Source organism: Pseudomonas sp. ZY71, assembly GCF_036542145.1.
GTDB classification, from domain to species: domain Bacteria; phylum Pseudomonadota; class Gammaproteobacteria; order Pseudomonadales; family Pseudomonadaceae; genus Aquipseudomonas; species Aquipseudomonas koreensis_A.
Map to the genome: position 1 here is coordinate 4,597,362 of NZ_CP144274.1, position 23,020 is coordinate 4,620,381.

Consider the following 23,020-nt stretch of genomic DNA (forward strand, 5'->3'; position numbering starts at 1 on the left):
ATCCAGTGTTCACAGGGATTTTGTGAATCACACAAATCTAATGTGGGAGCGAGCCTGCTCGCGAATGGCTCACCTCGGTCTAACGGTTAAAACCCAGGCTCAACCCTTGGAAACGGGCAACGGCGCAAACAGCGCCTCAATGTCACTCTGCTCCAGCTTCCAGCCACCCGTCGTCCCGCCTTCAAGCACCGCCCCGGCCAACGCTGCTTTCTCCTGCTGCAACGCCTGGATTTTTTCCTCTACCGTGCCACGGGCAATCAGCTTGTAAACGAACACCGGATTGTTTTGCCCGATTCGATACGCACGATCGGTGGCCTGATTTTCCACCGCCGGGTTCCACCAAGGGTCGAAGTGGATCACCGTGTCCGCAGCGGTCAGGTTCAAACCGGTCCCCCCGGCCTTCAGACTGATCAGAAACAGCGGCACCTTGCCGCCCTGAAAATCCTTCACCGGTGTGCGCCGATCCGTGGTGTCACCGGTCAACAACGAATAGGCAATGTCACGTTGCTGCAATTCTTCCTCGATCAAGGCAAGCATCGAGGTGAACTGCGAGAACAGCAGGATCCTGCGACCTTCGCCGAGCAGTTCTTCGAGCATCTCCATCAAGCTGAACAGCTTGCCACTGCCGGAACGCAGTGCCTTTGCTGTTATCGGCATGTTGATCAGGCGCAAGTCGCAACAGACCTGCCGCAGCTTGAGCAAGGCATCGAGAATGATGATCTGACTGCGCGCCACGCCACTGCGGGCAATTTCGTCGCGGACTTTTTTGTCCATCGCCACGCGCACCGTTTCATAGACATCACGCTGGCCGTCACTGAGATCCACCCAATGGACAATTTCGGTTTTCGGCGGCAACTCCGTGGCGACCTGATCCTTTTTGCGGCGCAGCAAAAACGGCTTGATGCGCGCTGTCAGGTGCTGCATACGCTGAACATTGCCGTGCTTTTCGATTGGCGTGCGGTAATCGCGATTGAAGGACTTGCTGTCGCCAAGCCAACCGGGCATGAGGAAATGAAACTGCGACCAAAGCTCGCCCAAGTGGTTTTCCAATGGCGTGCCGCTCAGGCACAAACGCTGGCGGGCCTGCAGGTCACGGGCCGCTTGCGCCGCTTTGCTGATCGGGTTCTTGATGTTCTGCGCTTCGTCGAGAATCAGTACGCTCCACAGCTGCGGCTGCAAGGTCTCCAAATCCCTTGGCAGCAAGGCGTAAGTGGTCAGCACCAGATCGTACTCAGCCAGATTAGCGAAATCCTTTTGCCGCCCCGTGCCGTGCAGCGCCAATACTTTCAACTGGGGGGTGAAACGCTCGGCCTCGTCGAGCCAGTTGGGAATCAGGCTGGTCGGCATCACCGCCAGTGCCGGGCAATCGAGGCGCCCGGCGTGTTTTTCCGTGAGCAAGTGCGCCAGGGTTTGCAGCGTTTTGCCCAGCCCCATGTCATCGCCCAGAATGCCGCCGACCTCAAGCTCGCGCAGTGTCTGCATCCAGTTCAGGCCTTCGAGCTGATACGGGCGCAGTTGCGCGTTAAGGCCGGCCGGCGCAGCGACGTGGGTGTGACTGGAATTCTGCAAGCGCTTGGCGAAGGTGCGCAGCCGCTCGCCACCCTGCCAATCCAGCGGCACGCCATCGAGCATACTCAAGCGCGCGGCATCCGGGACACTCAAACGCAGTGCATCGCCCTGATGACCACCCAGGTACAACTCGCCCAGCGTGGCCATCAGCGGCTTGACCCGACTCAGCGGCAGCGCGACCTTGGCGCCCGAAGAGTCACCAAAGCCGCTGGGCTTCAGTTCGATCAAGAGCTTTTCGTCATCGCTGCGCTGTGCCAGATTGACCGGGTCAAGCAAGCGCGGCTGGGTGCGCAACAAGTGCAGAAGGATCGGCAGCAAACTGTAGCGCTGGCCATTGACGACGATACCCAACTGCAAATCAAACCACTGATGCCCAGCCTCTTCTTCGACCTCGGCGTACCAGTGCTCAACCGGTTGCACATTGAAATGAAAGCCGGGACTCATCTCCACTTCCCAGTTCGAGGCGCGCAACGTGGCAAGCCCTTCGTGCATAAACCCGAGCCAGGCGGAATCATCCGGCAACGTAAACATCTCGCCGGGACGATCCAGCGAGCTCTTGCGCGTGGCTTTCTTGAAGCCGAGCTTTTGCAGGATCTGGCGCAGTTTCTTTTCCACCGCAGGCTGGCGTTGAATGCGCTGGGTTTCGGTACCGTTGAGGATCATCACTTCCGGGTTGCGATCCACCGTAGGTTGGCCGTTGTAGGTAAACACCAGGGCGGCGCGGTGCTCAAGAATGTATTCCCAGCGCGAGCGCTCCCGACCGCTGACGAGGGTGAGTTGCGGCTGCGGAAGTACGTCGTCGATGACTCGTTCGGTCAGTTGGTGGGGCGGCGGGATTCTCGTCGCGGCGCTCATGCGGTGGCTGAACTGCATCGCCTGACGCGCCGGAATATCCGGTGCCAGCGTCAAATGGCTGGCCAGTTTTTCTTCCAGTTCATTGAACAGAGGGCCAATCTGCCGCTGTTCACGATCCAGGTAATAAAGCGGCTCCAGCGCCAGCACGGTCTCCTGCTCAGCCTCGGCACTGCTCCACTGCGCACGGAAACCGCCGTCTGCCTGCTCGGCCCAAGCGAACTGGCCGATGCGCTTCGCGCCCGGCACCAACGGTCGCAGATCCTCGAAATCGAGGAACAGCCGCGAGGTGCGCAGGAGCATTTCCAGCAGTTCGGCGCCGCTGCTGCCTTCCAGCGGATAGCCGCTGTAATAGGCGTGATGGGAGTGCATGGCAACCAGCAGCCTGGCGACGCGCAGATCCAGCTCGGACAGGTAGCCGGGCTGACGCATGAGCATTTCCGCTAGCGAATACATCGGTTTGACTTCGCGTAACTCGCCGCTCTTGAGCTGGGAAACCTTGAAAATATCGAGCAGCCACTTGCCGCTCACTGACGTTGGCTTGAGCTTGTAAAACAGGCGCGTGCCTGCGGTTTGCGCGCCTTCTTCGGCGGGCTTGGCCGGCACGGGAATCGTCGAAAGCCAATGCTCCAGCGCCCGCCCCAAAGGGATCTGTGCGTCACTTTCAGACGCTTCATGATTACTGCCCTGCAGGTGATAGAGCACCGCAGCGCAGTGTTTGCAGTCGATTGAGACAGGACAGGTGCACAGGCAACGCAAGTTGACCGAACCCAACCGATCTTCGGACAGGTAAATGGTTTGTTCATACGCCTGATTTTCCGAACCGACGCAGAACGCCTCGATCTTCCTGTCATCGATCTCGATGATCTCTACCCGATCATCGGCGGCATAAGCCCGGGCCTTGGCCAGCGCGCTGCTAGTGAATACCCGGGGCCAGGCCAATGACTTAAGCCGTTCGATGAGAATGCTCATGGGCAGTCCTTAGCCGGCCAACACCCGCGCCAACGCCGACTTCACCTTGCCCATGCCATCGTGCAAGGCCTGCTCGATCTCGGCCATGGTGATCACTTCGGTGGTTTTGCCCGCCGCCGGGTTCACCACCAGCGCCAGACAGGCGTAATCCAAATCCAGCTCGCGGGCCAGTGCCGCTTCCGGCATGCCGGTCATGCCGACGATGTCGCAGCCATCACGTTCCAGACGCACGATCTCGGCGACCGTTTCCAGACGCGGGCCCTGAGTGCAGGCATACACGCCTTGATCGCTGTACTCGCAACCTTCAGCAGCCACAGCGGCGATCAATTGCTGACGCAACGGCTCGCTGTAAGGAAAGCTGAAGTCGATGTGGGTGACGTGTTCCAGGTCATCGGCGAAAAAGGTGTGCTCGCGCCCGCTGGTGTAGTCGACGATCTGGTGCGGCACGCAGAAATGCCCGGTGCCCATCGCCGGATGAATCCCGCCCACGGCGTTTACAGCGATGATCGCTTCGGCACCGGCCTGCTTCAACGCCCACAGGTTGGCGCGGTAGTTGACCTTGTGCGGCGGGAAGCGATGCGGGTGGCCGTGACGGGCGAGGAACAACACTTCCTTGCCGGCGTACTCGCCGATCTGCACGTCGGCCGATGGCGCGCCGTAGGGCGTGTCCACTGCCAGCGATTGGCGAATGGTCAGGCCTTCGAGTTGGGTCAGGCCGGTGCCACCGATGATTGCGTAAACCGTCATAGCGAAAAATCCTTAATCGATCAGTTGAGCGTCTTTGAGCGCGCCGATGGCGGTGAGCCAGCGCGGATCCTGACGGTAATCGGTACTGGCGAATGCCTGGCCACGCATACGGGCAATTCGGGCCGATGGCTTGACCTTCATGCGTTGCGCGGCGCTCAAGGCGAGCTCTGCGGCAGCGCGGTCGTTGCAGACCAGGCCCATGTCGCAACCGGCAGTCAGTGCGGCTTCAATGCGACTGGCTGCGTCGCCGACCACGTGAGCACCGGCCATCGACAGGTCGTCGCTGAAAATCACGCCGTCGAACTGCAACTCGCCGCGCAGGATGTCCTGCAACCAGCGGCGAGAGAAGCCGGCGGGCTGCGAATCGACCTGCGGATAGATGACGTGCGCTGGCATGATCGCGGCCAGTTGCTTGCTGAGTCTGGCGAACGGCACGAGGTCGTTGGCGCGGATTTCGTCGAGACTGCGCTCGTCGTTGGGGATCGCGACATGGGAATCCGCTTCTGCCCAGCCGTGACCAGGGAAGTGTTTGCCGGTGGCCGCCATGCCGGCGCTGTTCATGCCGCGAATGAACGCTCCGGCGAGCAGTGCCGCGCGCTCGGGATCACCTTCGAACGAACGGGTGCCAACGACGGCGCTGCGCTGGTAATCCAGATCGAGCACCGGGGCGAAGCTCAGGTCGAGCCCGACCGCGAGTACTTCGGTGGCCATGATCCAGCCGCATTGCTCGGCGAGGTATTCGGCATTCGGGTTATCGGCGATGGCACGCATGGCCGGCAGACGCACAAAGCCCTGACGCAGGCGCTGCACGCGACCGCCCTCTTGATCCACTGCCAACAGCAGATCCGGGCGAATCGCGCGAATCGATGCGCTGAGCTCACGCACCTGACGTGGATGCTCGATGTTACGCGCGAAAATGATCAGGCCGCCCACTTCGGGCTGACGCAACAATTGGCGATCTTCGGCCGTCAGCCAGGTACCGGCGACGTCCACCATCAACGAGCCTTGCAGGCCAGCAGTCATAGAGATTCCTTGAAAACGAAAAACCCGACCCGCAGGAAATCGCTACCGTGAGCCATGCTCGGCAGGTTGGCAATTTCTATGGATTTCGGGTTCAGAACGAGAGTCGGCATGGGCGGCTAGCTTAGCGGATACAAGCTGCCGCGCCCACCCGTGTGCGGTTAAACCTTGGCGGCGACCGGCGTTGATTTGCTACGCGGACGCAGTTGCGCGGTGGCCATGGCGGCATCGGTGACGCCGGTTTCGGCGCGCATGCCTGCAGCGAGGAACGGCACCATCAGACGCATCACTTGTTCGATGGAAGTGTTGACGCCGAAGTCGGTCTCGGCGATCGCGCGCAGGGCCTTGATACCGGACATGCTGAACGCGGCAGCGCCGAGCATGAAGTGCACGCGCCAGAACAGCTCGATCGGCGGAATGCGTGGTGCGGCTTCGTTGACCAGCAACATGTAGCGACGGAAAACCTTGCCGTACATGTCTTCCAGATAACGACGCAAGTGGCCCTGGCTCTGGCTGAACGCGAGGCCGAGCAGACGCATGAAGATCGACAAGTCGTTGCCGCTGCGTGGCTGAACCACGAGGGCTTGCTCGACGAGGATTTCCAGAAGCTCTTCAAGAGTTGGCTTGTTTTCAGGCTTGGCCTGGCGGCGCTCCAGCTCTTTATCGAGACTGATGCAGAACGGCCCGAGGAAGCGCGAAAAAACCGCCTGGATCAGGGCTTTTTTCGAGCCGAAATGATAGTTCACTGCTGCCAGGTTGACGCCAGCCTTGCTGGTGATCAAACGCAACGAGGTTTCAGCGAAACCTTTCTCCGCGAACAACTGCTCGGCAGCATCAAGAATGCGTTCAACGGTTTCCGACTGGGCCATGGCTACTCCGCCTGACAAACACTTGTTTGAAACATACGTTTCAGCCTGTGCCTTGTCAAGCCTGCCGGTTCGTTTTGGGAATGGTCGGTCAGCTATTTAACCACACAAGACCGATGCATTAATAAGCAAGGCTGCCGACCGTCTGGCGGCCGGCAAAAAAACGGGCATTGCCAAGGACGCTTCACTGTATATAATCCCAGTCACTGTATAAAAAGACAGAGCGATCAATATGCTAAAGCTGACGCCACGCCAAGCCGAGATTCTGGCCTTCATCAAACGTTGCCTCGAAGACAACGGCTACCCGCCAACCCGCGCGGAAATCGCTCAGGAACTGGGCTTCAAGTCGCCGAACGCGGCAGAAGAACATCTCAAGGCACTGGCCCGCAAAGGCGCCATCGAGATGACCCCAGGGGCTTCGCGCGGTATTCGCATTCCCGGCTTCGAAGCCAAGGCCGACGACTCTACCCTGCCGATCATTGGCCGGGTCGCTGCCGGCGCGCCGATCCTCGCCCAGCAGCACATCGAAGAGTCCTGCAATATAAACCCGGCCTTCTTCCATCCGCGCGCCGACTATCTGTTGCGCGTGCACGGCATGAGCATGAAGGACATCGGCATTTTCGACGGTGACCTCCTCGCCGTGCACACCACCCGCGAAGCGCGTAATGGCCAGGTTGTCGTCGCCCGCATTGGCGATGAAGTGACCGTCAAGCGCTTCAAGCGTGAAGGCAGCAAGGTCTGGCTGATTGCCGAAAACCCTGAGTTCGCCCCTATCGAAGTCGACCTGAAAGATCAGGAACTGGTGATCGAAGGCTTGAGTGTCGGCGTCATTCGCCGCTAAAGGAGGCTTTATGCAGTTCCCACACCCCCCTCAGCAAACACAACTGCCTTTATTCGAAGCGTTTCTGGCACAACCGATGGCGCCGATCCTCAAAGAGGTCGTCGAGCGCCCGTGGATTGCCGAACCTGAAGTATTCAGCGAGCTGTCACTGCGCGGTGCTACCGGGAACTGCCTGAACCTGCTTGCCCCGATCCTTCGCGAACTCAGTGAAGATCAGGACGCACGCTGGCTGACGCTGATAGCGCCTCCTGCGAGCCTGACCCAAACATGGCTGCGGGATGCCGGTTTGAATCGCGAGCGTATTCTGCTGCTGCAACCAAGAGGCGCTCAAAGCGCTCAGCAACTGGCATGCGAAGCCCTGAAGCTGGGTCGCAGTCATACCGTAGTCACTTGGCTCAACCCGCTGAACGCAAATTCACGGCAACAACTGATCAACGCCGCACGCACGGGCGATGCTCAGAGCCTGAATATTCGTTTGGGTTGATTGGTGCTTACACGCGCTGTGTGAAGCGCAGGGCTTCTCCAGGGACAGAGAAGCCGATCTGAAGCGGTAACGTCAAAAAGTAAAAAGACGGGGATCAATGAAGAACCCGCGGTCCTTCTTCCTTATCAAACTCGCCTTCGACCATGCGCCCGGCCATTTGCACGCCGACGCTTAACATCGCCTTGGCGATCTCCACATGCTGACCTTGCAGGAACGCCTTGGCATCCTCGGAGAAATCCAGCGTCACCAGAGAACCCTCGTCCTCGGCCCTGCGCAGCTCGATTCGGCCGTCGGGTAACTCGACAATTTCTAGAAAGGACGTTGGCATATAGGTCTGTTCTCCACGAAAGGCAGGGATTATATAGACATCATTCAGGCTTCGCTCGGGATCTTGACCAGCAGCATGTTTCAGATTGCCACCGTGTCAATCGCCCTCAGCACTCGTTCAAGCCTTCGCGGAAACGTATCGCCAGACCTTTCAAGTTCTGCCGCCAGCTCTCCAGCTCCTCTCGACTCAACTCTTCTGGCGCTTCTTCTTCGTCCAGATTAATCGCCTGAATCAACGGTTGCGTCACATCACCCTTCGGCTTGTGCGGCACTCGTGGCGGTTGAAACAGCGCCGAATGCGCTGCCAGCAGTTTCGCCAACCAGGTTTCAGAATTGCCCGCCAACTCAACCATTTCGGCCAGTTCGGGAATTGCGATCGACTCCAGCACTTCACGCGTCAGCAGCATCTCCGCCCGCGGCGCATTGGCCTGCGGCAGACGATAGAAACCCGCGATCTCATGACAAAGCCCCAGCAAGGCCCCGTACAGGTGAAACAGCGCCGATTCACGCCCAGCCTGAATCAACGCCAGAGAATTCATCGCACGCCCTTCTTCAGCACGAGCCAAGGCTTCGAGCGACAGGCCGGCGAAATAGATCTTCTGATTGGTACGGGTATAGAGTTCGTGAGCCATGACGGCGCTCTCCACAACGAAATAATTGCTTCACACAGGCCGGACAGTGTCGTGGATCAGCCAATCCCACCGCAAGCACAAAACAAAAAGGCCGCCTGAAAACCCAAGGGTTCTCATGCGGCCTTTCAGTATCAGGCTAAGGCTTACTCAGCTTTTGGCTTCGTACGCTTGTCTTCAACCGTCCACTTGCCGCCGTCGAAGTACGCCTTCCAACCGGTAGGCTTGCCGTCGACTTCGGTCTGCACGTATTGCTCCTTGGTCTTGCGGCTGTAGCGGATGACCGCTGGCAGACCATCAGGATCCTTCTTCGGCGCGTCGCAGAGGAAGTGGTACTTCGGATCGATTTCGTCCTTGTGCGGCACAATCTCGATCACCAGCGGAGCACGGGTCTCACGGTTTTTCGGGAACTGGCTGGCGGCCAGGAACAGACCAGAGGCACCGTCACGCAGGATGTAAGTGTCGTTGACCTTTTCGCATTTCAGCTCAGGCATCTTCACCGGATCCATCTTCGGCGGCGCTGCATCACCGCTTTTCAACAGCTTGCGGGTGTTCTTGCACTCAGGGTTGGTGCAACCGAAGAACTTGCCAAAACGGCCGGTCTTGAGCTGCATCTCGCTGCCGCACTTGTCGCATTCCAGGCTCGGACCTTCGTAGCCCTTGATGCGATAGCTGCCCTCTTCGATTTCGTAGCCAGCACAATCCGGGTTGTTACCGCAGATGTGCAGCTTGCGCTTCTCATCGAGCAGATAAGCGTCCATCGCCGTGCTGCAGATCGGGCAGCGATGCTTGCCGCGCAGAACCAGCGATTCCGACTCACCTTCGTCGTCCGCAGCGATTTCATCGCCCGGCACCAGGTTGACGGTGGCCTTGCAACGTTCTTTCGGCGGCAGACTGTAGCCCGAGCATCCGAGGAACACGCCGGTCGACGCAGTACGGATCTGCATCGGACGACCACAGGTCGTGCACGGAATGTCGGTCATGACCGGCTGGTTGGCGCGCATGCCGCTTTCCGGGTTTTCGGCTACTTCGAGTTTCTTTTTGAAATCGCCGTAAAACTCGTCCAGCACGCTTTTCCAGTCGCGTTCGCCCTGCGCCACGTCATCGAGGTTCTCTTCCATGCCGGCGGTGAAGCCGTAGTCCATGAGGTTCGAGAAACTTTCCGACAGACGCTCGGTGACGATGTCGCCCATCTTTTCCGAGTAGAAACGACGGTTGTGCAAGGTCACGTAACCGCGATCCTGAATGGTCGAAATGATCGCAGCGTAAGTCGAAGGACGACCGATGCCACGTTTTTCCATTTCTTTAACCAGGCTGGCTTCCGAGTAGCGCGCCGGTGGCTTGGTGAAGTGCTGCGATGGATCAAGCTTGATCAGCTTCATCACATCGCCCTGCGCCATATCAGGCAGAACGTCGTCGTCGCCGGGTTTGGCAATCTGCGGCATGACGCGGGTGTAACCGTCGAATTTGAGGATACGGCCCTTGGCGCGCAGCTCGAAATCGCCAGCGCCGACGCTGACGGTGGTCGACAGATATTGCGCCGGCAGCATCTGGCAAGCGAGGAACTGGCGCCAGATCAGCTCGTAGAGGCGCTCAGCGTCACGCTCCATGCCTGCGAGCTTGCTCGGCGTGGTGTTGGCGTCGGAAGGACGGATCGCTTCGTGAGCCTCTTGCGCGCCTTCTTTGCTGCTGTAGACGTTTGGCGTTTCCGGCAGGTACTTCTTGCCGAACTCGTCTTCGATGTAAGTGCGCGCCATTGCCACGGCATCGGCCGAGAGGTTGGTCGAGTCGGTACGCATATAAGTGATGTAGCCGGCTTCGTACAGACGCTGAGCCATCATCATGGTTTTCTTCACGCCGAAGCCCAGGCGGTTACTCGCAGCCTGTTGCAGGGTCGACGTGATGAATGGCGCCGAAGGCTTGCTGCTGGTCGGTTTGTCTTCGCGTTTGACGATGCTGTAGCTGGAAGACTTGAGCTTCTCCAGCGCGGCCATGGCCTGAGCTTCGTTGAGCGGCTTGAAGGCTTCGCCTTTCTCGCGAGCTACTTCGAAACGCACGGTCGAGCCTTTGGTGGTGCCGAGATCGGCATGCACTTCCCAGTACTCTTCCGGGTTGAACGCACGAATTTCGCGCTCACGCTCGACCACCAGCTTCACAGCAACCGATTGCACACGGCCAGCGGACAGGCCACGGGCAATCTTTGCCCACAGCAGCGGCGAAACCATGTAGCCCACAACGCGGTCGAGGAAACGACGCGCCTGTTGAGCGTTGACTCGATCGATGTCCAGCTCGCCCGGTTCCGAGAAGGCTTCCTGAATCGCCTTCTTGGTGATTTCGTTGAACACCACGCGCTTGTAGCGGCTGTCGTCACCACCGATGGCTTCGCGCAGGTGCCAGGCAATGGCTTCCCCCTCGCGATCCAAGTCGGTTGCGAGATAGATGGTGTCAGCATCTTTGGCGAGCCGGCGCAGCTCTTCGATCACCTTCTCTTTACCCGGGAGGATCTCGTACTTGGCTTTCCAGCCATGATCGGGATCGACACCCATACGCGAGACCAGCTGCTTGCGCGCTTTCTCTTTCGGCGAGAGCACCGGACCTTCGCCCGCAGCAGCCTTGCCGCGCTTGGCGGCTGGCTCTTTGCTGGCGCTAGCCGAACCGCTGGTGGGCAGGTCTCGGATATGGCCGATACTCGACTTCACCACGTATTGGTTACCCAGATACTTGTTGATGGTCTTGGCCTTAGCCGGGGATTCCACAATGACCAGCGATTTGCCCATGGATCAGAAAATTCCTGAATTCTAGAAGTGAAAGGCGGTTGGCGCCTGACGCGGCACCGCTATATATAGTTGATACAAGGTGAGGTCAAGCACAGGGTTCTGCGCGCACTCGCCTTATGCCTTGGAAAAAAGGCTCGGTTCGGCTTGCACCAAAGCAAAGCGTGGCACCTGCTCGCCGTCAACCTCGACTGACTCGAGAAACATGCTCAGAGGGCGTACCCAAAAGCCGTAATCGCCATACAGGGCTTGGTAAAAGACCACTTCTTCTTCGGTCTCGGAATGCCGCGCAACACTGAATACACGGTACTGCGGACCTTTGTAATGTTGGTAGAGCCCAGGTTGTATCGGCATGGTTTGGCCCTCACTCAAATTTTTTCAAAATAAAAACAAAATAAATCCACAAAAACAAAAACCGGGGCACTTGGCCCCGGCTTCCATCAACGAGACGCTTAGACGCGTTCGAAGACGGTGGAGATGCCTTGGCCGAGACCAATGCACATAGTAGCCACCCCGAAGGTGCCGCTATTCTGCTTCATCACGTTCAGCAAGGTGCCGGAAATACGGGCACCGGAGCAACCGAACGGGTGACCCAGGGCGATCGCGCCGCCGTGCAGGTTAACCTTCTCGTTCATCTTGTCGAGCACTTTCAGATCTTTCAGCACTGGCAGGGCCTGTGCGGCGAAAGCTTCGTTGAGTTCGAAGAAGTCGATATCGTTGATGCCAAGGCCCGCACGCTTCAGGGCTTTTTGTGTTGCCGGAACTGGACCATAGCCCATGATTGCCGGATCCACACCCGCCACTGCCATCGAACGGATCACCGCCATTGGCTGGATACCCAGGTCCTGTGCACGTTGCGCCGACATCACGATCATGCACGAAGCACCATCGGTGATCTGCGACGAAGTACCGGCAGTCACGGTGCCGCCCTTTGGATTGAAGGCAGGCTTGAGAGCCGCCAGACTTTCCAGGGTGGTTTCCGGACGAATGGTTTCGTCGTAGTCGAACAGTTTCAGGAAACCGTTCTCGTCGTAGCCCTGCATCGGGATGATTTCGTCTTTGAACTTGCCTTCCACGGTGGCCTTGTGGGCCAACTGGTGGGAACGCACGCCAAAAGCGTCCTGCTGTTCGCGAGTGATGCCGTGCATTTTGCCGAGCATTTCCGCGGTCAGGCCCATCATGCCCGAGGCTTTCGCCGCGTACAGCGACATGTGCGGGTTCGGATCGACACCGTGCATCATGCTCACGTGGCCCATATGCTCGACGCCGCCAACCACGAACACGTCACCGTTGCCGGTCATGATCGCTTGCGCAGCGGTGTGCAGCGCACTCATCGACGAGCCACACAGACGGCTGACGGTCTGGCCAGCCGAAGTGTGCGGGATCTGGGTCATCAGCGACGCCATGCGCGCGATGTTCCAGCCCTGCTCCAGGGTCTGGTTGACGCAGCCCCAGATCACGTCCTCGACTTCAGCAGGATCGACCTTGGCGTTGCGTTCCAGCAATTTGCTGATCAGGTGCGCCGACATGTCTTCGGCGCGGGTGTTGCGGTGCATGCCGCCCTTGGAGCGGCCCATCGGAGTACGACCGAAGTCGACAATCACGACGTCTCTTGGATTCAAGCTCATAAAATTTCACTCTCGCTCAAAAGTTGGGACGCTTAACCGAAGAACCGTTGGCCGGTTTTGGCCATTTCACGCAGTTTCGCGGTCGGGTGGTACAGCGCGCCCAAATCAGCGTACTGGTCAGCCAGGGCAACGAACTCGGCAACACCGATCGAATCGATGTAGCGCAGCGCACCGCCACGGAATGGAGGGAAACCGATACCGTAGACCAGACCCATGTCGGCTTCGGCGGCAGTTTCAACGATGCCGTCTTCCAGGCAACGCACGGTTTCCAGGCACAGCGGGATCATCATCCAGTTGATGATGTCTTCGTCAGTGACTTCGCGCTGCTCGTAAACGATCGGCTTGAGCACTTCCAGTACCGACGGATCGGCAACTTTCTTCTGCTTGCCTTTCTTGTCGGCCTCGTAGGCATAGAAGCCCTTGCCGTTCTTCTGACCCAGGCGCTTGGCTTCGTACAGCACGTCGATGGCCGAGCGACGGTCATCCTTCATGCGGTCGGGGAAGCCTTCAGCCATGACGTCACGACCGTGGTGACCGGTGTCGATGCCGACCACGTCCATCAGGTATGCCGGGCCCATCGGCCAGCCGAATTTTTCCATGACCTTGTCGATACGGACGAAGTCGACACCGGCGCTGACCAGCTTGGCGAAACCGCCGAAGTACGGGAACAGCACGCGGTTGACCAGGAAGCCCGGGCAGTCGTTGACGACGATCGGGTTCTTGCCCATTTTCTTGGCGTAGGCAACGGTGGTGGCAACGGCCAGCTCGCTGGACTTCTCGCCACGGATCACTTCCACCAGCGGCATCATGTGCACCGGGTTGAAGAAGTGCATGCCGACGAAGTTTTCCGGACGCTTGAGGGCCTTGGCCAGCAGGCTGATGGAAATGGTCGAGGTGTTGGACGCGAGGATGGTGTCCTCTTTGACCTGACCTTCGACTTCAGCCAGCACGGCTTGCTTGACCTTCGGGTTTTCGACGACAGCTTCGACCACCAGATCGACGTGACCGAAGTCGCCGTAGGACAGGGTCGGACGAATGGCGTTGAGCACTTCAGCCATTTTCGCAGCGGTCATGCGACCTTTATCAACGCGGCCAACCAGCAGTTTGGCGGCTTCGGCCAAACCCTGCTCGATACCGTGCTCATTGATGTCCTTCATCAGGATCGGCGTACCTTTGGAGGCCGACTGATAAGCGATACCGCCACCCATGATGCCGGCGCCGAGTACAGCAGCCTGCTTCACGTCTTTGGCGATTTCGTCGTAGGCCTTGGCCTTTTTCTTCAGTTCCTGATCGTTCAGGAACAGACCGATCAAGCTCTGCGCGGCAGAGGTCTTGGCCAGTTTGACGAAACCTGCAGCTTCGACTTCCAGCGCCTTGTCACGACCGAAGTTCGCGGCTTTCTGGATGGTCTTGATCGCTTCAACCGGCGCCGGGTAGTTCGGGCCAGCTTGACCGGCGACGAAACCTTTGGCGGTTTCGAAAGCCATCATTTGTTCAATGGCGTTCAGCTTGAGTTTTTCAAGTTTCGGCTGACGTTTGGCCTTGAAGTCGAACTCGCCGGAGATGGCGCGCTTGATCAGTTCAAGGGCAGCTTCCTGCAGCTTCTCCGGAGCAACCACGGCGTCGACAGCGCTGACTTTCAGCGCGTCTTCAGGGCGGTTTTCCTTACCGGAGGCAATCCATTCGATGGCGTTGTCGACACCGATCAGACGCGGCAGACGCACGGTGCCGCCGAAGCCTGGGTAGATGCCCAGTTTGACTTCCGGCAGACCGATCTTGGCCTTGGTCGACATGACGCGATAGTCAGCTGCCAGGCACATTTCCAGACCGCCGCCCAGTGCGATGCCATTGATGGCCACTACGGTTGGGACGTTGAGGTCTTCGAAATCGCTGAAGATCTTGTTGGCTTCGAGATTGCCAGCAACCAGCTCGGCATCCGGCAGCTTGAAGTTGTCGACAAATTCGGTGATGTCGGCGCCGACGATGAACACGTCCTTGCCACTGCTGACGATCACGCCCTTGATCGAAGCATCTGCCTTGATGGTGTCTACGGCCTGACGCAGTTCGTTCAGGGTTAGACGGTTGAACTTGTTGACGGACTCACCCTTGAGGTCGAATTTCAATTCGACGATGCCACTTTCAAGAGCTTTAACCGTGATGGCTTTACCTTCGTAAATCATCAACTGATCTCCACGATATGGAAGCTGAACAGTACACGTCGGACGCAGGCGAATGGCTCGGCAGGACGCTTTTTCGTCGATGCTAACGCCAATCCACCCGGCACACCCGCCAACGCGATAGTCGGGATTCTGTAGGAGCAGTCTGTAAGACAAACGCTCAATTCATACGCCCGTTTGATTTGGGTACGTCACCTTCACGGAATTTCCGACAATTGTCAATCGCCCAAAATACGGGTTGAAATGCGACTTTGCGGTCATTTCTGTAAGACGAAGACCCGCAACACGCGTCTGCATGTGAAGCCATTCATAGAATCAATAGTTAGAAAAGTCGCCCTAATTCGCGGCAGCCCTTGTTTAAAGGGCTACGCTGGGTGGACGACAGAGAAATGCGCTGACTGACTCAGCATCAAAAAGATTTCCGGCCTGCCTGGCCACCCCAGCCCGATGAATCATGTCGGGCTTTTTATTGCGCGTCTGCCGGACGTTCCCCACCGTTGCAGTGGGAAAAGTCCGCGCGTCATGCCAGCGCTTTCAGAGTGGCATCGATATCCAGCAAAACCGTGGCGTCGCCCTTCTCGCCCCAATACAAGGCGATCATCTGCTTGTCTGCCTCGACTTTGAAAACGTTGCCCGGCAACTTTTCGAAATGATTGAGCAGCGCCCGATCTTCGCAGACTTCCTGCCACTGATTAACCCAGATACCCGGCGTTTTCTGCCAGTAAGTCCAGCAGGCAGGCGACTTGCCACGGCGCGGCCGATGATACTGTGCGCACGGGTTTGGTGGCTCTTGCGCCAGCCAGTGTGGCCATTCCTGAGGTGCCAACTGCATGGCCAGACCGATGCGTCGTGCCTCCATACGCAGGGCGATGCGACCGCTTTGCGCGCGCGATGGGCGCAACCACGCCAGCGGACTTAAAACCACCAGCAGGATTGACACCACCAACCAGACCGTCATATCTCTATTCCCAATTCTCGGTGAGCGCATTGTGTCACTTTGGAACCAATGCGCTTGAAACCAGCCATACTTAACAATATTGAAACCTCACGAGGAGCACCTCATGCCCTACCACCACATCCTGGTCGCCGTAGATCTGACCGAAGAGTGCGACCCTGTGATTCACCGCGCCCGCGAGCTGTCGGTAAGCAATGGCGCCAAGCTTTCGCTGGTGCATATCGTCGAGCCGATGGCCATGGCATTCGGCGGCGACGTGCCGATGGATCTGTCACAACTGCAACAACAGCAGTTCGATCAGGCCAAGGAACGCCTGGAGCGCCTGAAAGCCAAATACTCAGAGCTTGAGGGCGCCAACTGCCATCTGACCTATGGCCAGCCACGCCAGGAAATCCATCATTTCGCCAAAGAACAAACGTGCGATCTGATCGTGGTCGGCAGTCATGGCCGACATGGTCTGGCGCTGTTGCTCGGCTCGACCGCGAATGACGTGCTGCACGGCGCGCCATGCGACGTCCTCGCCGTCCACCTGGTCAAACGCTGAAACACCTTTCCATGTAGGAGTGAGCCTGCTCGCGATAGCGCTCTGACAGTCGACGAATCCGTTGAATGCCAAACCGCTATCGCGAGCAGGCTCACTCCTACAAGGGAACTGCGTTTACATATGAAAAGCCCGGCGTTCATCACTGAACGCCGGGCTTTTTCACATCCGGATCAATCAGGCATCCAGCTCGGCCCAACGCTCCATCAACGCATCCAGCTCAGCCTGCAACTGCTCCAGCGAAGCAATCACCTTGGCTGTTTCAGCCGGTGGACGCTGATAGAAACCGCCTTCAGCCATCTCGGCCTCCACTGCGGCGATCTGCTGTTCCTTGGCGTCGATATCGCCCGGCAACGCTTCCAGCTCACGCTGCAGTTTGTAGCTCAGCTTTTTCTTCGCCGCCGGAGCCGCTGCCGCAGGCGCTGCAGCCACTGCTGGCTCGGCAGTGACCACCGCCGAATTCAGGTCAGCCTTGCCCGACTTGCTTTCAGTCACGCCCAACAGACGCGGCGAACCGCCCTGACGGATCCAGTCCTGATAGCCGCCGACGTATTCACGCACCTTGCCTTCACCCTCGAAGACCAGGGTGCTGGTGACCACGTTGTCGAGGAATGCCCGGTCGTGGCTGACCATCAGCACGGTGCCGTTGAAGGTCAGCAGCACTTCTTCGAGCAGCTCGAGGGTTTCCACGTCGAGGTCGTTGGTCGGTTCGTCGAGTACCAGCAGGTTCGCCGGTTTGCTGAACAGTTTGGCCAGCAACAGACGCGCACGCTCGCCACCCGACAGCGCCTTGACCGGCGTGCGGGCACGCTGCGGGCTGAACAGGAAATCGCCGAGGTAGCTCAGCACGTGACGGCTCTGGCCGTCGATATCGATAAAGTCGCGACCTTCGGCAACGTTATCGATCACGGTCTTTTCCAGATCCAGTTGATGGCGCAACTGGTCGAAGTACGCCACGTCGATCCGCGTGCCCTCTTCCACTTTGCCGCTGGTCGGTTGCAGACCGCTGAGCATCAGTTTCAACAGAGTGGTCTTGCCGGTACCGTTGGCGCCGAGCAGACCGATACGGTCGCCGCGCGTCAGCACCATCGAGAAGTCCTTGATCAGGAACGGGCCGCCCGGGTGCGCGAAACTCACGTTCTCGAGGACCATCACCTGCTTGCCGGACTTGTCGGCAGTGTCCAACTGAATGTTGGCCTTGCCAGTGCGTTCACGACGCTCGCTGCGCTCAACGCGCAGGGCTTTCAGGGCGCGGACGCGGCCTTCGTTACGGGTGCGGCGCGCCTTGATGCCCTGGCGGATCCAGACTTCTTCCTGGGCCAGTTTCTTGTCGAACAGCGCGTTGGCGGTCTCTTCAGCGGCCAGTGCAGCTTCTTTGTGCACGAGGAAACTGGCGTAGTCGCCGTTCCAGTCGATCAGGCCGCCGCGATCCAGTTCGAGAATGCGCGTGGCGAGGTTTTGCAGGAAAGAACGGTCGTGCGTGATGAACAGCACGGCGCCCTGGAAATCTTTCAGTGCCTCTTCGAGCCAGGCAATCGCACCGATGTCCAGGTGGTTGGTCGGTTCGTCGAGCAGCAGCAGATCCGGCTCGGACACCAGCGCCTGCGCCAGCAGCACGCGACGACGCCAGCCGCCGGACAACTGGGCGAGGGTCTTGTCGGCCGGCAGTTGCAGACGGCTCAAGGTGCTTTCGACCAGCGTCTGCAAACGCCAGCCATCACGGGCTTCGAGGTCTTGCTGAACGTGCATAAGCTTGTTCAGGTCTTCCTCAGTGACGCAGTTCTGCGCGAGGTGATGATACTCGGCGAGCAACGCACCCACGCCATCCAGGCCTTCAGCGACCACGTCGAACACCGTCCGATCGTCGGCCACTGGCAATTCTTGCGGCAATTCGCCGATTTTCAGACCGGGGGCACGCCACACCGAGCCTTCATCGGGCTTCTGGTCGCCCTTGACCAGTTTCATCATGCTGGACTTGCCAGTGCCGTTGCGGCCGATGATGCACACCCGCTCACCACGGGCGATCTGCCAGGACACCTTGTCCAACAACGGCATAGCGCCGAACGCAAGGGACACATCGCTGAATTTGAGCAGGGTCATGAGCTTCTCCAAAAACCGGGCGCGCATTCTACCTGAGTTAGGGCTTCAGCAGGCCGGCAATTTGTCTGTCGAAGCACTCTGCACAACATTTGTTGCGAACTTGTGCTGCGAGGCCCGCAAAGCTTTCGCCGCTTGCTGGCAAAAGGCTAAGCTACAGACAATTCAGTGCTGACCGAGGTCGGCACTTGTCATGATTTCTCTGCCCGGATGTCTCATGCGCAGTCGCCTTTTCAGTGTCTTGTCCTGTTTGCTACTTACCGCCGCTGCCGCTCAATCCGCCCAGGCGGTGGACCTGTCCACCCAACGCCAGTATTACGATGAAGCCAAGCGCGCGCTGGCCAAGGGCGATACCGGCCCGTACTTGCGCTACAGCCAGGCGCTGGCCGATTACCCGCTGGAGCCGTATCTGGCCTACGACGAACTGACCGCGCGTCTGAAGACCGCGAGCAATGCGGAAATCGAAAAATTCCTCGCCGAACACGGTGACCTGCCCCAGGCCAACTGGATGAAACTGCGCTGGTTGCGCTGGCTCGCCGACCGAGGCGACTGGGCGACCTTCGTCAAGTACTACGACTCGAAACTCAACTTCACTGAACTGGACTGCCTCAACGCGCAGTACCAGATCAGCAGCAACCACAAGGCCGAGGGTTACGCCAACGCCGACAAGCTCTGGCTGACCGGCAAATCGCAACCCGCTGCGTGCGACGCGCTGTTCGGCATCTGGGCTGCCGACGGCCAGCTCACCGAGCAGAAACGCTGGGAGCGCACCAAACTCGCCGCTCAGGCCCGCAACTATCCGCTGGCCAACAGCCTGGTCAACGGCCTGACCACCCTTGCCCCACGCGGTCGTTTGCTGGTCGATGTCGCGCAGAAACCGGAGCTGCTCAATCAGCCTTCACGTTTCACCCCGGCCGATGAGCCGATGTCCGACGTGGTCAGCCTCGGCCTGCGCCGTTTGGCGCGCCAGGATCCGGACAAGGCCATGGCCTTGCTCGACGGTTACGCCAGCAGCATGCATTTCTCTCGCGATGAAAAAGTCGCGATCGCCCGGGAAATCGGCCTGACTCTCGCTCGTCGTTTCGACAGCCGCGCGCTGGATGTGATGACCAAGTACGACCCGGAACTGCGTGACAACACTGTCTCGGAATGGCGTCTGCGCCTGTTGCTGCGTCTGGCCCGTTGGGACGATGCGTATCAGTTGACTCGCCGTCTGCCGCAGGATCTGGCCACCACCAACCGCTGGCGCTACTGGCAGGCACGCAGTCTGGAACTGGCCCAGCCGCAGAACCCGGAAGCACAGACGCTGTACAAAGGCCTCGCGCGGGAACGTGATTTCTACGGCTTCCTCGCCGCCGACCGCTCGCAATCGCCGTACTCGCTGAACAACAAGCCGCTAGTCCTCAGTCAGGCGCTGATCAACAAGGTGCGCAACACCCCGGGCGTGCGCCGCGCGCTGGAGTTCCATGCTCGCGGGCAGATCGTCGACGGTCGTCGCGAGTGGTATCACGTCAGCCGCCACTTCAATCGCGATGAAATGGTTGCCCAGGCGAAACTGGCTTACGACCTGAAATGGTACTTCCCGGCGATCCGCACCATCAGCCAGGCGCAGTACTGGGACGATCTGGATATCCGCTTCCCGATGGCCCACCGCGAAACTCTCGTGCGTGAAGCCAAGGTGCGTGGTCTGCATTCGAGCTGGGTGTTCGCCATCACCCGCCAGGAAAGCGCCTTCATGGACGACGCCCGCTCCGGCGTTGGCGCCAGCGGCCTGATGCAGTTGATGCCCGGCACCGCCAAGGAAACCGCGCGCAAGTTCAGCATCCCGCTGGCCTCGCCGCAGCAGGTACTCGATCCGGACAAGAACATCCAGCTCGGCGCCGCTTACCTGAGCCAGGTGCACAGCCAGTTCAACGGCAACCGCGTCCTCGCCTCCGCCGCCTACAACGCCGGCCCCGGCCGTGTGCGCCAATGGCTACGCGGCGCTGATCACCTGAGCTTTGACGTCTGGGTGGAAAGCATCCCGTTCGATGAAACCCGTCAGTACGTGCAGAACGTGTTGTCGTACTCGGTGATCTACGGCCAGAAGCTCAACTCGCCACAGCCGCTGGTGGATTGGCATGAGCGGTATTTTGATGATCAGTAATCCAGCGCTTAATGCCGGATAACGAAAAATGCCCGTATCGCGAGATACGGGCATTTTTTATTGAGCTGTCGGCTGCCAAATTAACACTTCAACTTTTTAACCATCATTTTGCCAAGTTGAGTAAGCCGATATTTCTGGGTTGGACTCTTGGGTGATTGAGGATCGGTCATTTCGATCATTCCAGCGGTTAAGGCCGGCTTGAGATAGTTGGATCTGAACGTAGCCTTGTGGACCAGGCTCATCTCTGCCATCAGATCACTGATCCTCAGAGAACGGGGCCCCAGCGTTAACAATAATCTCGCTACTAGGTCGGTTACTGAGTCGGTCACTAGGTCGCTTGCTGACTCATTAGCGCCATAATGCCCGATACGAGCAGTGTCCATCAGACTTGATCAACCGTTACTTTTCCATCATTGAACTGCAACGCCGCCAACCGCGCATACAGCGGATTGCTGGCAATCAGTTCCTGATGAGTACCAATGGCGACAAGTTTGCCCTGATCCATCACTGCAATCCGGTCAGCGTTTTTCACAGTGGCCAGTCGATGCGCGATCACCAGCGTGGTGCGGTTCTGCATCAGGCTCGGCAGCGCTTCCTGAATCAGGTGTTCGCTCTGCGCATCGAGGGCACTGGTGGCTTCGTCCAGCAGCAGGATCGGTGCGTCGACCAGCAATGCCCGGGCGATCGCCAGACGCTGACGCTGACCACCGGACAGGCCGAGGCCACCATCGCCGAGATGGGTCTGATAACCGTTGGGCATTTTCTCGATGAAGTCGTGGGCGTGAGCAATTTTTGCCGCGTCCTTGACTTGCTCCAGCGTCGCCCCCGGATTGCCGTAACGAATATTTTCTTCAACGCTGCCGAAAAACAGCGCCGGCGACTGCGAGACCAAGGCGAAGTGACGGCGCAGGTCCAGCGGATCAAGGCTGGTCAGCGGCACACCATCAATCATGATCCGCCCTTCCACGGGGTCATAAAAGCGCAATAGCAAATCGTACACCGTGGACTTGCCGGCGCCGGATGGACCCACCAGCGCCAGCGTCTCACCGGCCCGGATGGTCAGGTTCAAGCCGTTGACGGCATAGCTTTCAGGACGCGACGGATAGGAAAAACGTACTTCCTGCAATTGCAATTCACCCCGCACGCGCTGCGGCAGGGTTACCAGCCCGGTGGTGGGCGGTTGAATGATATTTTCCGAACCCAACAGCTCAGCGATTCGTTCGGCGGCACCCGCCGCGCGTTGCAGCTCACCGATCACCTCACTCAAGGTGCCGATCGCACTGCCGACGATCAGACTGTAAAAGACAAACGCCGCCAGTTCACCTCCAGTGATGCGCCCGGCGATCACGTCCATGCCACCGACCCACAACATCACCGCCACCGCGCCGAGCACCAGCACGATCACCATGGTGATCATCCATGAACGCTGAAAGATGCGTTTGCGCGCCGTATCGAACGCGTCCTCGACGGTTGTCGCAAAACGGCGCTCATCCTGCACCTGATGGTTGTAGGCCTGCACGGTTTTGATCTGGCCGAGAGTCTCGGAAACATAGCTGCCGATATCGGCGACCCGGTCCTGGCTCAACCGCGACAGATTGCGTACGCGCCTGCCGAAAATCAGAATCGGTGCCACCACGAACGGCAAGGCAATTACCACGATGCTGGTGAGTTTCGCATTGGTCACGAACAACAGAATGACACCGCCGATCACCATCAATAGGTTGCGCAGGAACATCGACAGCGACGAGCCGATCACCGATTGCAACAGCGTCGTGTCGGCGGTCAGTCGCGACTGGATCTCCGAACTGCGGTTGTTCTCGTAAAAGCCCGGATGCAGATAGACCAGATGGTTGAACACTTCACGACGAATATCGGCCACGCAGCGCTCGCCGATCCACGATACCCAGTAGAACCGCGCGAACGTGCCGACCGCCAGGCCCAGCACCATCAACATGAAGATGCCAATGCTCTGATTGAGCTGATGCGGCGACTGAGTCATGAAGCCGCGGTCGACCAACAGTTTGATGCCCTGCCCCATCGACAACGTAACGGCGGCGGTGACGATCAATGCCAGCAGCGCAGCGATGACTTGCCAGCGGTAAGGGGCCAGAAATCGAGTGGTCAGACGCAGGGCCCGACGGTGTCGTGAAGAAAGCTTCGGGGTCATTCAGGTACACATCCGTGTTGGTGAAAGGGCTAGCCTAAACCTTCTTGGAGCGGAACTCTGTAAATCACAATGAGTCAGGTTAAATATGCCCCCAAAGACTAGGCCATAGTTACTATTGGTCTAAAGTCCCGGTTGAGACGAGCGGTCGTTTCTGTTTGAGTGGAGATGCCCCACTGACAGACCGCAGGGAATTGTCACAGCCCGGTCACGTGGCGGTTTTACCCTAGG

Annotated in this window: 18 protein-coding genes; 4 read left to right on the forward strand and 14 right to left on the reverse strand. The window is 58.8% G+C overall.

What is annotated here, in order from left to right:
* Positions 1-99: 99 nt before the first annotated feature.
* From VY732_RS20315 to VY732_RS20330, 4 genes are all read right to left on the reverse strand, one after another.
* Positions 100-3,393 (reverse strand): DEAD/DEAH box helicase, encoded by a 3,294-nt coding sequence (locus VY732_RS20315; RefSeq protein ID WP_331691611.1) that lies wholly within the window; start codon positions 3,391-3,393, stop codon positions 100-102.
* A gap of 9 nt (positions 3,394-3,402) precedes the next feature.
* Entirely contained in the window at positions 3,403-4,140 is a 738-nt protein-coding gene (locus tag VY732_RS20320; RefSeq protein WP_016986745.1) for an S-methyl-5'-thioinosine phosphorylase, read from the reverse strand.
* A 12-nt stretch (positions 4,141-4,152) separates the two neighbouring features.
* Positions 4,153-5,163 carry a beta-N-acetylhexosaminidase gene (gene nagZ, locus VY732_RS20325; RefSeq protein WP_116030902.1) on the reverse strand — a complete coding sequence of 337 codons (1,011 nt, stop codon included), beginning with the start codon at positions 5,161-5,163 and terminating at the stop codon, positions 4,153-4,155.
* A 158-nt stretch (positions 5,164-5,321) separates the two neighbouring features.
* The gene (locus VY732_RS20330) at positions 5,322-6,029 is read right to left on the reverse strand and encodes a TetR/AcrR family transcriptional regulator (protein WP_007910473.1); all 708 of its coding nucleotides are present in this window, start codon (positions 6,027-6,029) and stop codon (positions 5,322-5,324) included.
* A gap of 229 nt (positions 6,030-6,258) precedes the next feature.
* On the opposite strand from VY732_RS20330, the gene lexA reads away from it, so the two are divergent.
* The gene (gene lexA / locus VY732_RS20335; RefSeq protein ID WP_003226590.1) at positions 6,259-6,867 is read left to right on the forward strand and encodes a transcriptional repressor LexA; all 609 of its coding nucleotides are present in this window, start codon (positions 6,259-6,261) and stop codon (positions 6,865-6,867) included.
* Between the two features lie 10 nt (positions 6,868-6,877).
* On the forward strand, positions 6,878-7,351 hold the full coding sequence (gene sulA / locus VY732_RS20340; protein ID WP_016986749.1) for an SOS-induced cell division inhibitor SulA: 474 nt from the start codon (positions 6,878-6,880) through the stop codon (positions 7,349-7,351).
* Between the two features lie 94 nt (positions 7,352-7,445).
* Here the strand turns inward: sulA and VY732_RS20345 are convergent, their stop codons facing one another.
* The 7 genes from VY732_RS20345 to VY732_RS20375 form a co-directional block, all read right to left on the reverse strand.
* Positions 7,446-7,679 carry a hypothetical protein gene (locus tag VY732_RS20345; RefSeq protein WP_003226592.1) on the reverse strand — a complete coding sequence of 78 codons (234 nt, stop codon included), beginning with the start codon at positions 7,677-7,679 and terminating at the stop codon, positions 7,446-7,448.
* A 106-nt stretch (positions 7,680-7,785) separates the two neighbouring features.
* Positions 7,786-8,310 carry a DUF6586 family protein gene (locus VY732_RS20350; protein WP_007910470.1) on the reverse strand — a complete coding sequence of 175 codons (525 nt, stop codon included), beginning with the start codon at positions 8,308-8,310 and terminating at the stop codon, positions 7,786-7,788.
* 143 nt (positions 8,311-8,453) lie between these two features.
* On the reverse strand, positions 8,454-11,084 hold the full coding sequence (gene topA / locus VY732_RS20355; RefSeq protein WP_077573837.1) for a type I DNA topoisomerase: 2,631 nt from the start codon (positions 11,082-11,084) through the stop codon (positions 8,454-8,456).
* A gap of 114 nt (positions 11,085-11,198) precedes the next feature.
* Entirely contained in the window at positions 11,199-11,435 is a 237-nt protein-coding gene (locus tag VY732_RS20360; protein ID WP_007910467.1) for a DUF1653 domain-containing protein, read from the reverse strand.
* Between the two features lie 98 nt (positions 11,436-11,533).
* Positions 11,534-12,709, reverse strand: coding sequence for an acetyl-CoA C-acyltransferase FadA (gene fadA, locus VY732_RS20365; protein WP_007910465.1), 1,176 nt, complete (start codon positions 12,707-12,709; stop codon positions 11,534-11,536).
* 32 nt (positions 12,710-12,741) lie between these two features.
* Positions 12,742-14,889, reverse strand: a complete 2,148-nt coding sequence (gene fadB / locus VY732_RS20370) for a fatty acid oxidation complex subunit alpha FadB (RefSeq protein ID WP_034156439.1) — start codon at positions 14,887-14,889, stop codon at positions 12,742-12,744.
* A 517-nt stretch (positions 14,890-15,406) separates the two neighbouring features.
* Positions 15,407-15,844, reverse strand: coding sequence for a hypothetical protein (locus VY732_RS20375; RefSeq protein WP_077573838.1), 438 nt, complete (start codon positions 15,842-15,844; stop codon positions 15,407-15,409).
* Positions 15,845-15,947: 103 nt separating this feature from the next.
* Here VY732_RS20375 and VY732_RS20380 point away from each other — a divergent pair, with 103 nt between their 5' ends.
* Positions 15,948-16,385 (forward strand): universal stress protein, encoded by a 438-nt coding sequence (locus VY732_RS20380; RefSeq protein WP_077573839.1) that lies wholly within the window; start codon positions 15,948-15,950, stop codon positions 16,383-16,385.
* Positions 16,386-16,559: 174 nt separating this feature from the next.
* On the opposite strand, the gene VY732_RS20385 is transcribed toward VY732_RS20380, so the two are convergent.
* Entirely contained in the window at positions 16,560-18,482 is a 1,923-nt protein-coding gene (locus tag VY732_RS20385) for an ATP-binding cassette domain-containing protein (protein WP_077573840.1), read from the reverse strand.
* Between the two features lie 214 nt (positions 18,483-18,696).
* Between VY732_RS20385 and VY732_RS20390 the strand changes: the two genes are divergently transcribed.
* A complete protein-coding gene (locus tag VY732_RS20390; protein ID WP_331691612.1) occupies positions 18,697-20,625 on the forward strand; it encodes a transglycosylase SLT domain-containing protein in 1,929 nt (642 codons plus the stop codon).
* Positions 20,626-20,705: 80 nt separating this feature from the next.
* Here VY732_RS20390 and VY732_RS20395 read toward each other — a convergent pair whose 3' ends face one another.
* Entirely contained in the window at positions 20,706-21,008 is a 303-nt protein-coding gene (locus VY732_RS20395) for a Fic family protein (protein ID WP_331470857.1), read from the reverse strand.
* On the reverse strand, positions 21,008-22,792 hold the full coding sequence (locus VY732_RS20400; protein ID WP_331691613.1) for an ABC transporter transmembrane domain-containing protein: 1,785 nt from the start codon (positions 22,790-22,792) through the stop codon (positions 21,008-21,010). Before VY732_RS20400 ends, VY732_RS20395 begins: the two co-directional genes overlap by 1 nt.
* Positions 22,793-23,020 lie beyond the last annotated feature (228 nt).

What these genes read in the sequence shown, in the direction of transcription:
- VY732_RS20350 (WP_007910470.1), bottom strand. Translation starts at nt 8,310, where the DNA reads ATGGCTCACGAACTCTATACCCGTACCAATCAGAAGATCTATTTCGCC.
- nagZ (WP_116030902.1), bottom strand. Translation starts at nt 5,163, where the DNA reads ATGACTGCTGGCCTGCAAGGCTCGTTGATGGTGGACGTCGCCGGTACC.
- lexA (WP_003226590.1), top strand. Translation starts at nt 6,259, where the DNA reads ATGCTAAAGCTGACGCCACGCCAAGCCGAGATTCTGGCCTTCATCAAA.
- VY732_RS20395 (WP_331470857.1), bottom strand. Translation starts at nt 21,008, where the DNA reads ATGGACACTGCTCGTATCGGGCATTATGGCGCTAATGAGTCAGCAAGC.
- VY732_RS20315 (WP_331691611.1), bottom strand. Translation starts at nt 3,393, where the DNA reads ATGAGCATTCTCATCGAACGGCTTAAGTCATTGGCCTGGCCCCGGGTA.
- VY732_RS20380 (WP_077573839.1), top strand. Translation starts at nt 15,948, where the DNA reads ATGCCCTACCACCACATCCTGGTCGCCGTAGATCTGACCGAAGAGTGC.
- sulA (WP_016986749.1), top strand. Translation starts at nt 6,878, where the DNA reads ATGCAGTTCCCACACCCCCCTCAGCAAACACAACTGCCTTTATTCGAA.
- VY732_RS20360 (WP_007910467.1), bottom strand. Translation starts at nt 11,435, where the DNA reads ATGCCGATACAACCTGGGCTCTACCAACATTACAAAGGTCCGCAGTAC.
- VY732_RS20385 (WP_077573840.1), bottom strand. Translation starts at nt 18,482, where the DNA reads ATGACCCTGCTCAAATTCAGCGATGTGTCCCTTGCGTTCGGCGCTATG.
- VY732_RS20400 (WP_331691613.1), bottom strand. Translation starts at nt 22,792, where the DNA reads ATGACCCCGAAGCTTTCTTCACGACACCGTCGGGCCCTGCGTCTGACC.
- fadA (WP_007910465.1), bottom strand. Translation starts at nt 12,709, where the DNA reads ATGAGCTTGAATCCAAGAGACGTCGTGATTGTCGACTTCGGTCGTACT.
- VY732_RS20375 (WP_077573838.1), bottom strand. Translation starts at nt 15,844, where the DNA reads ATGACGGTCTGGTTGGTGGTGTCAATCCTGCTGGTGGTTTTAAGTCCG.
- VY732_RS20330 (WP_007910473.1), bottom strand. Translation starts at nt 6,029, where the DNA reads ATGGCCCAGTCGGAAACCGTTGAACGCATTCTTGATGCTGCCGAGCAG.
- VY732_RS20390 (WP_331691612.1), top strand. Translation starts at nt 18,697, where the DNA reads ATGCGCAGTCGCCTTTTCAGTGTCTTGTCCTGTTTGCTACTTACCGCC.
- VY732_RS20320 (WP_016986745.1), bottom strand. Translation starts at nt 4,140, where the DNA reads ATGACGGTTTACGCAATCATCGGTGGCACCGGCCTGACCCAACTCGAA.
- topA (WP_077573837.1), bottom strand. Translation starts at nt 11,084, where the DNA reads ATGGGCAAATCGCTGGTCATTGTGGAATCCCCGGCTAAGGCCAAGACC.
- fadB (WP_034156439.1), bottom strand. Translation starts at nt 14,889, where the DNA reads ATGATTTACGAAGGTAAAGCCATCACGGTTAAAGCTCTTGAAAGTGGC.
- VY732_RS20345 (WP_003226592.1), bottom strand. Translation starts at nt 7,679, where the DNA reads ATGCCAACGTCCTTTCTAGAAATTGTCGAGTTACCCGACGGCCGAATC.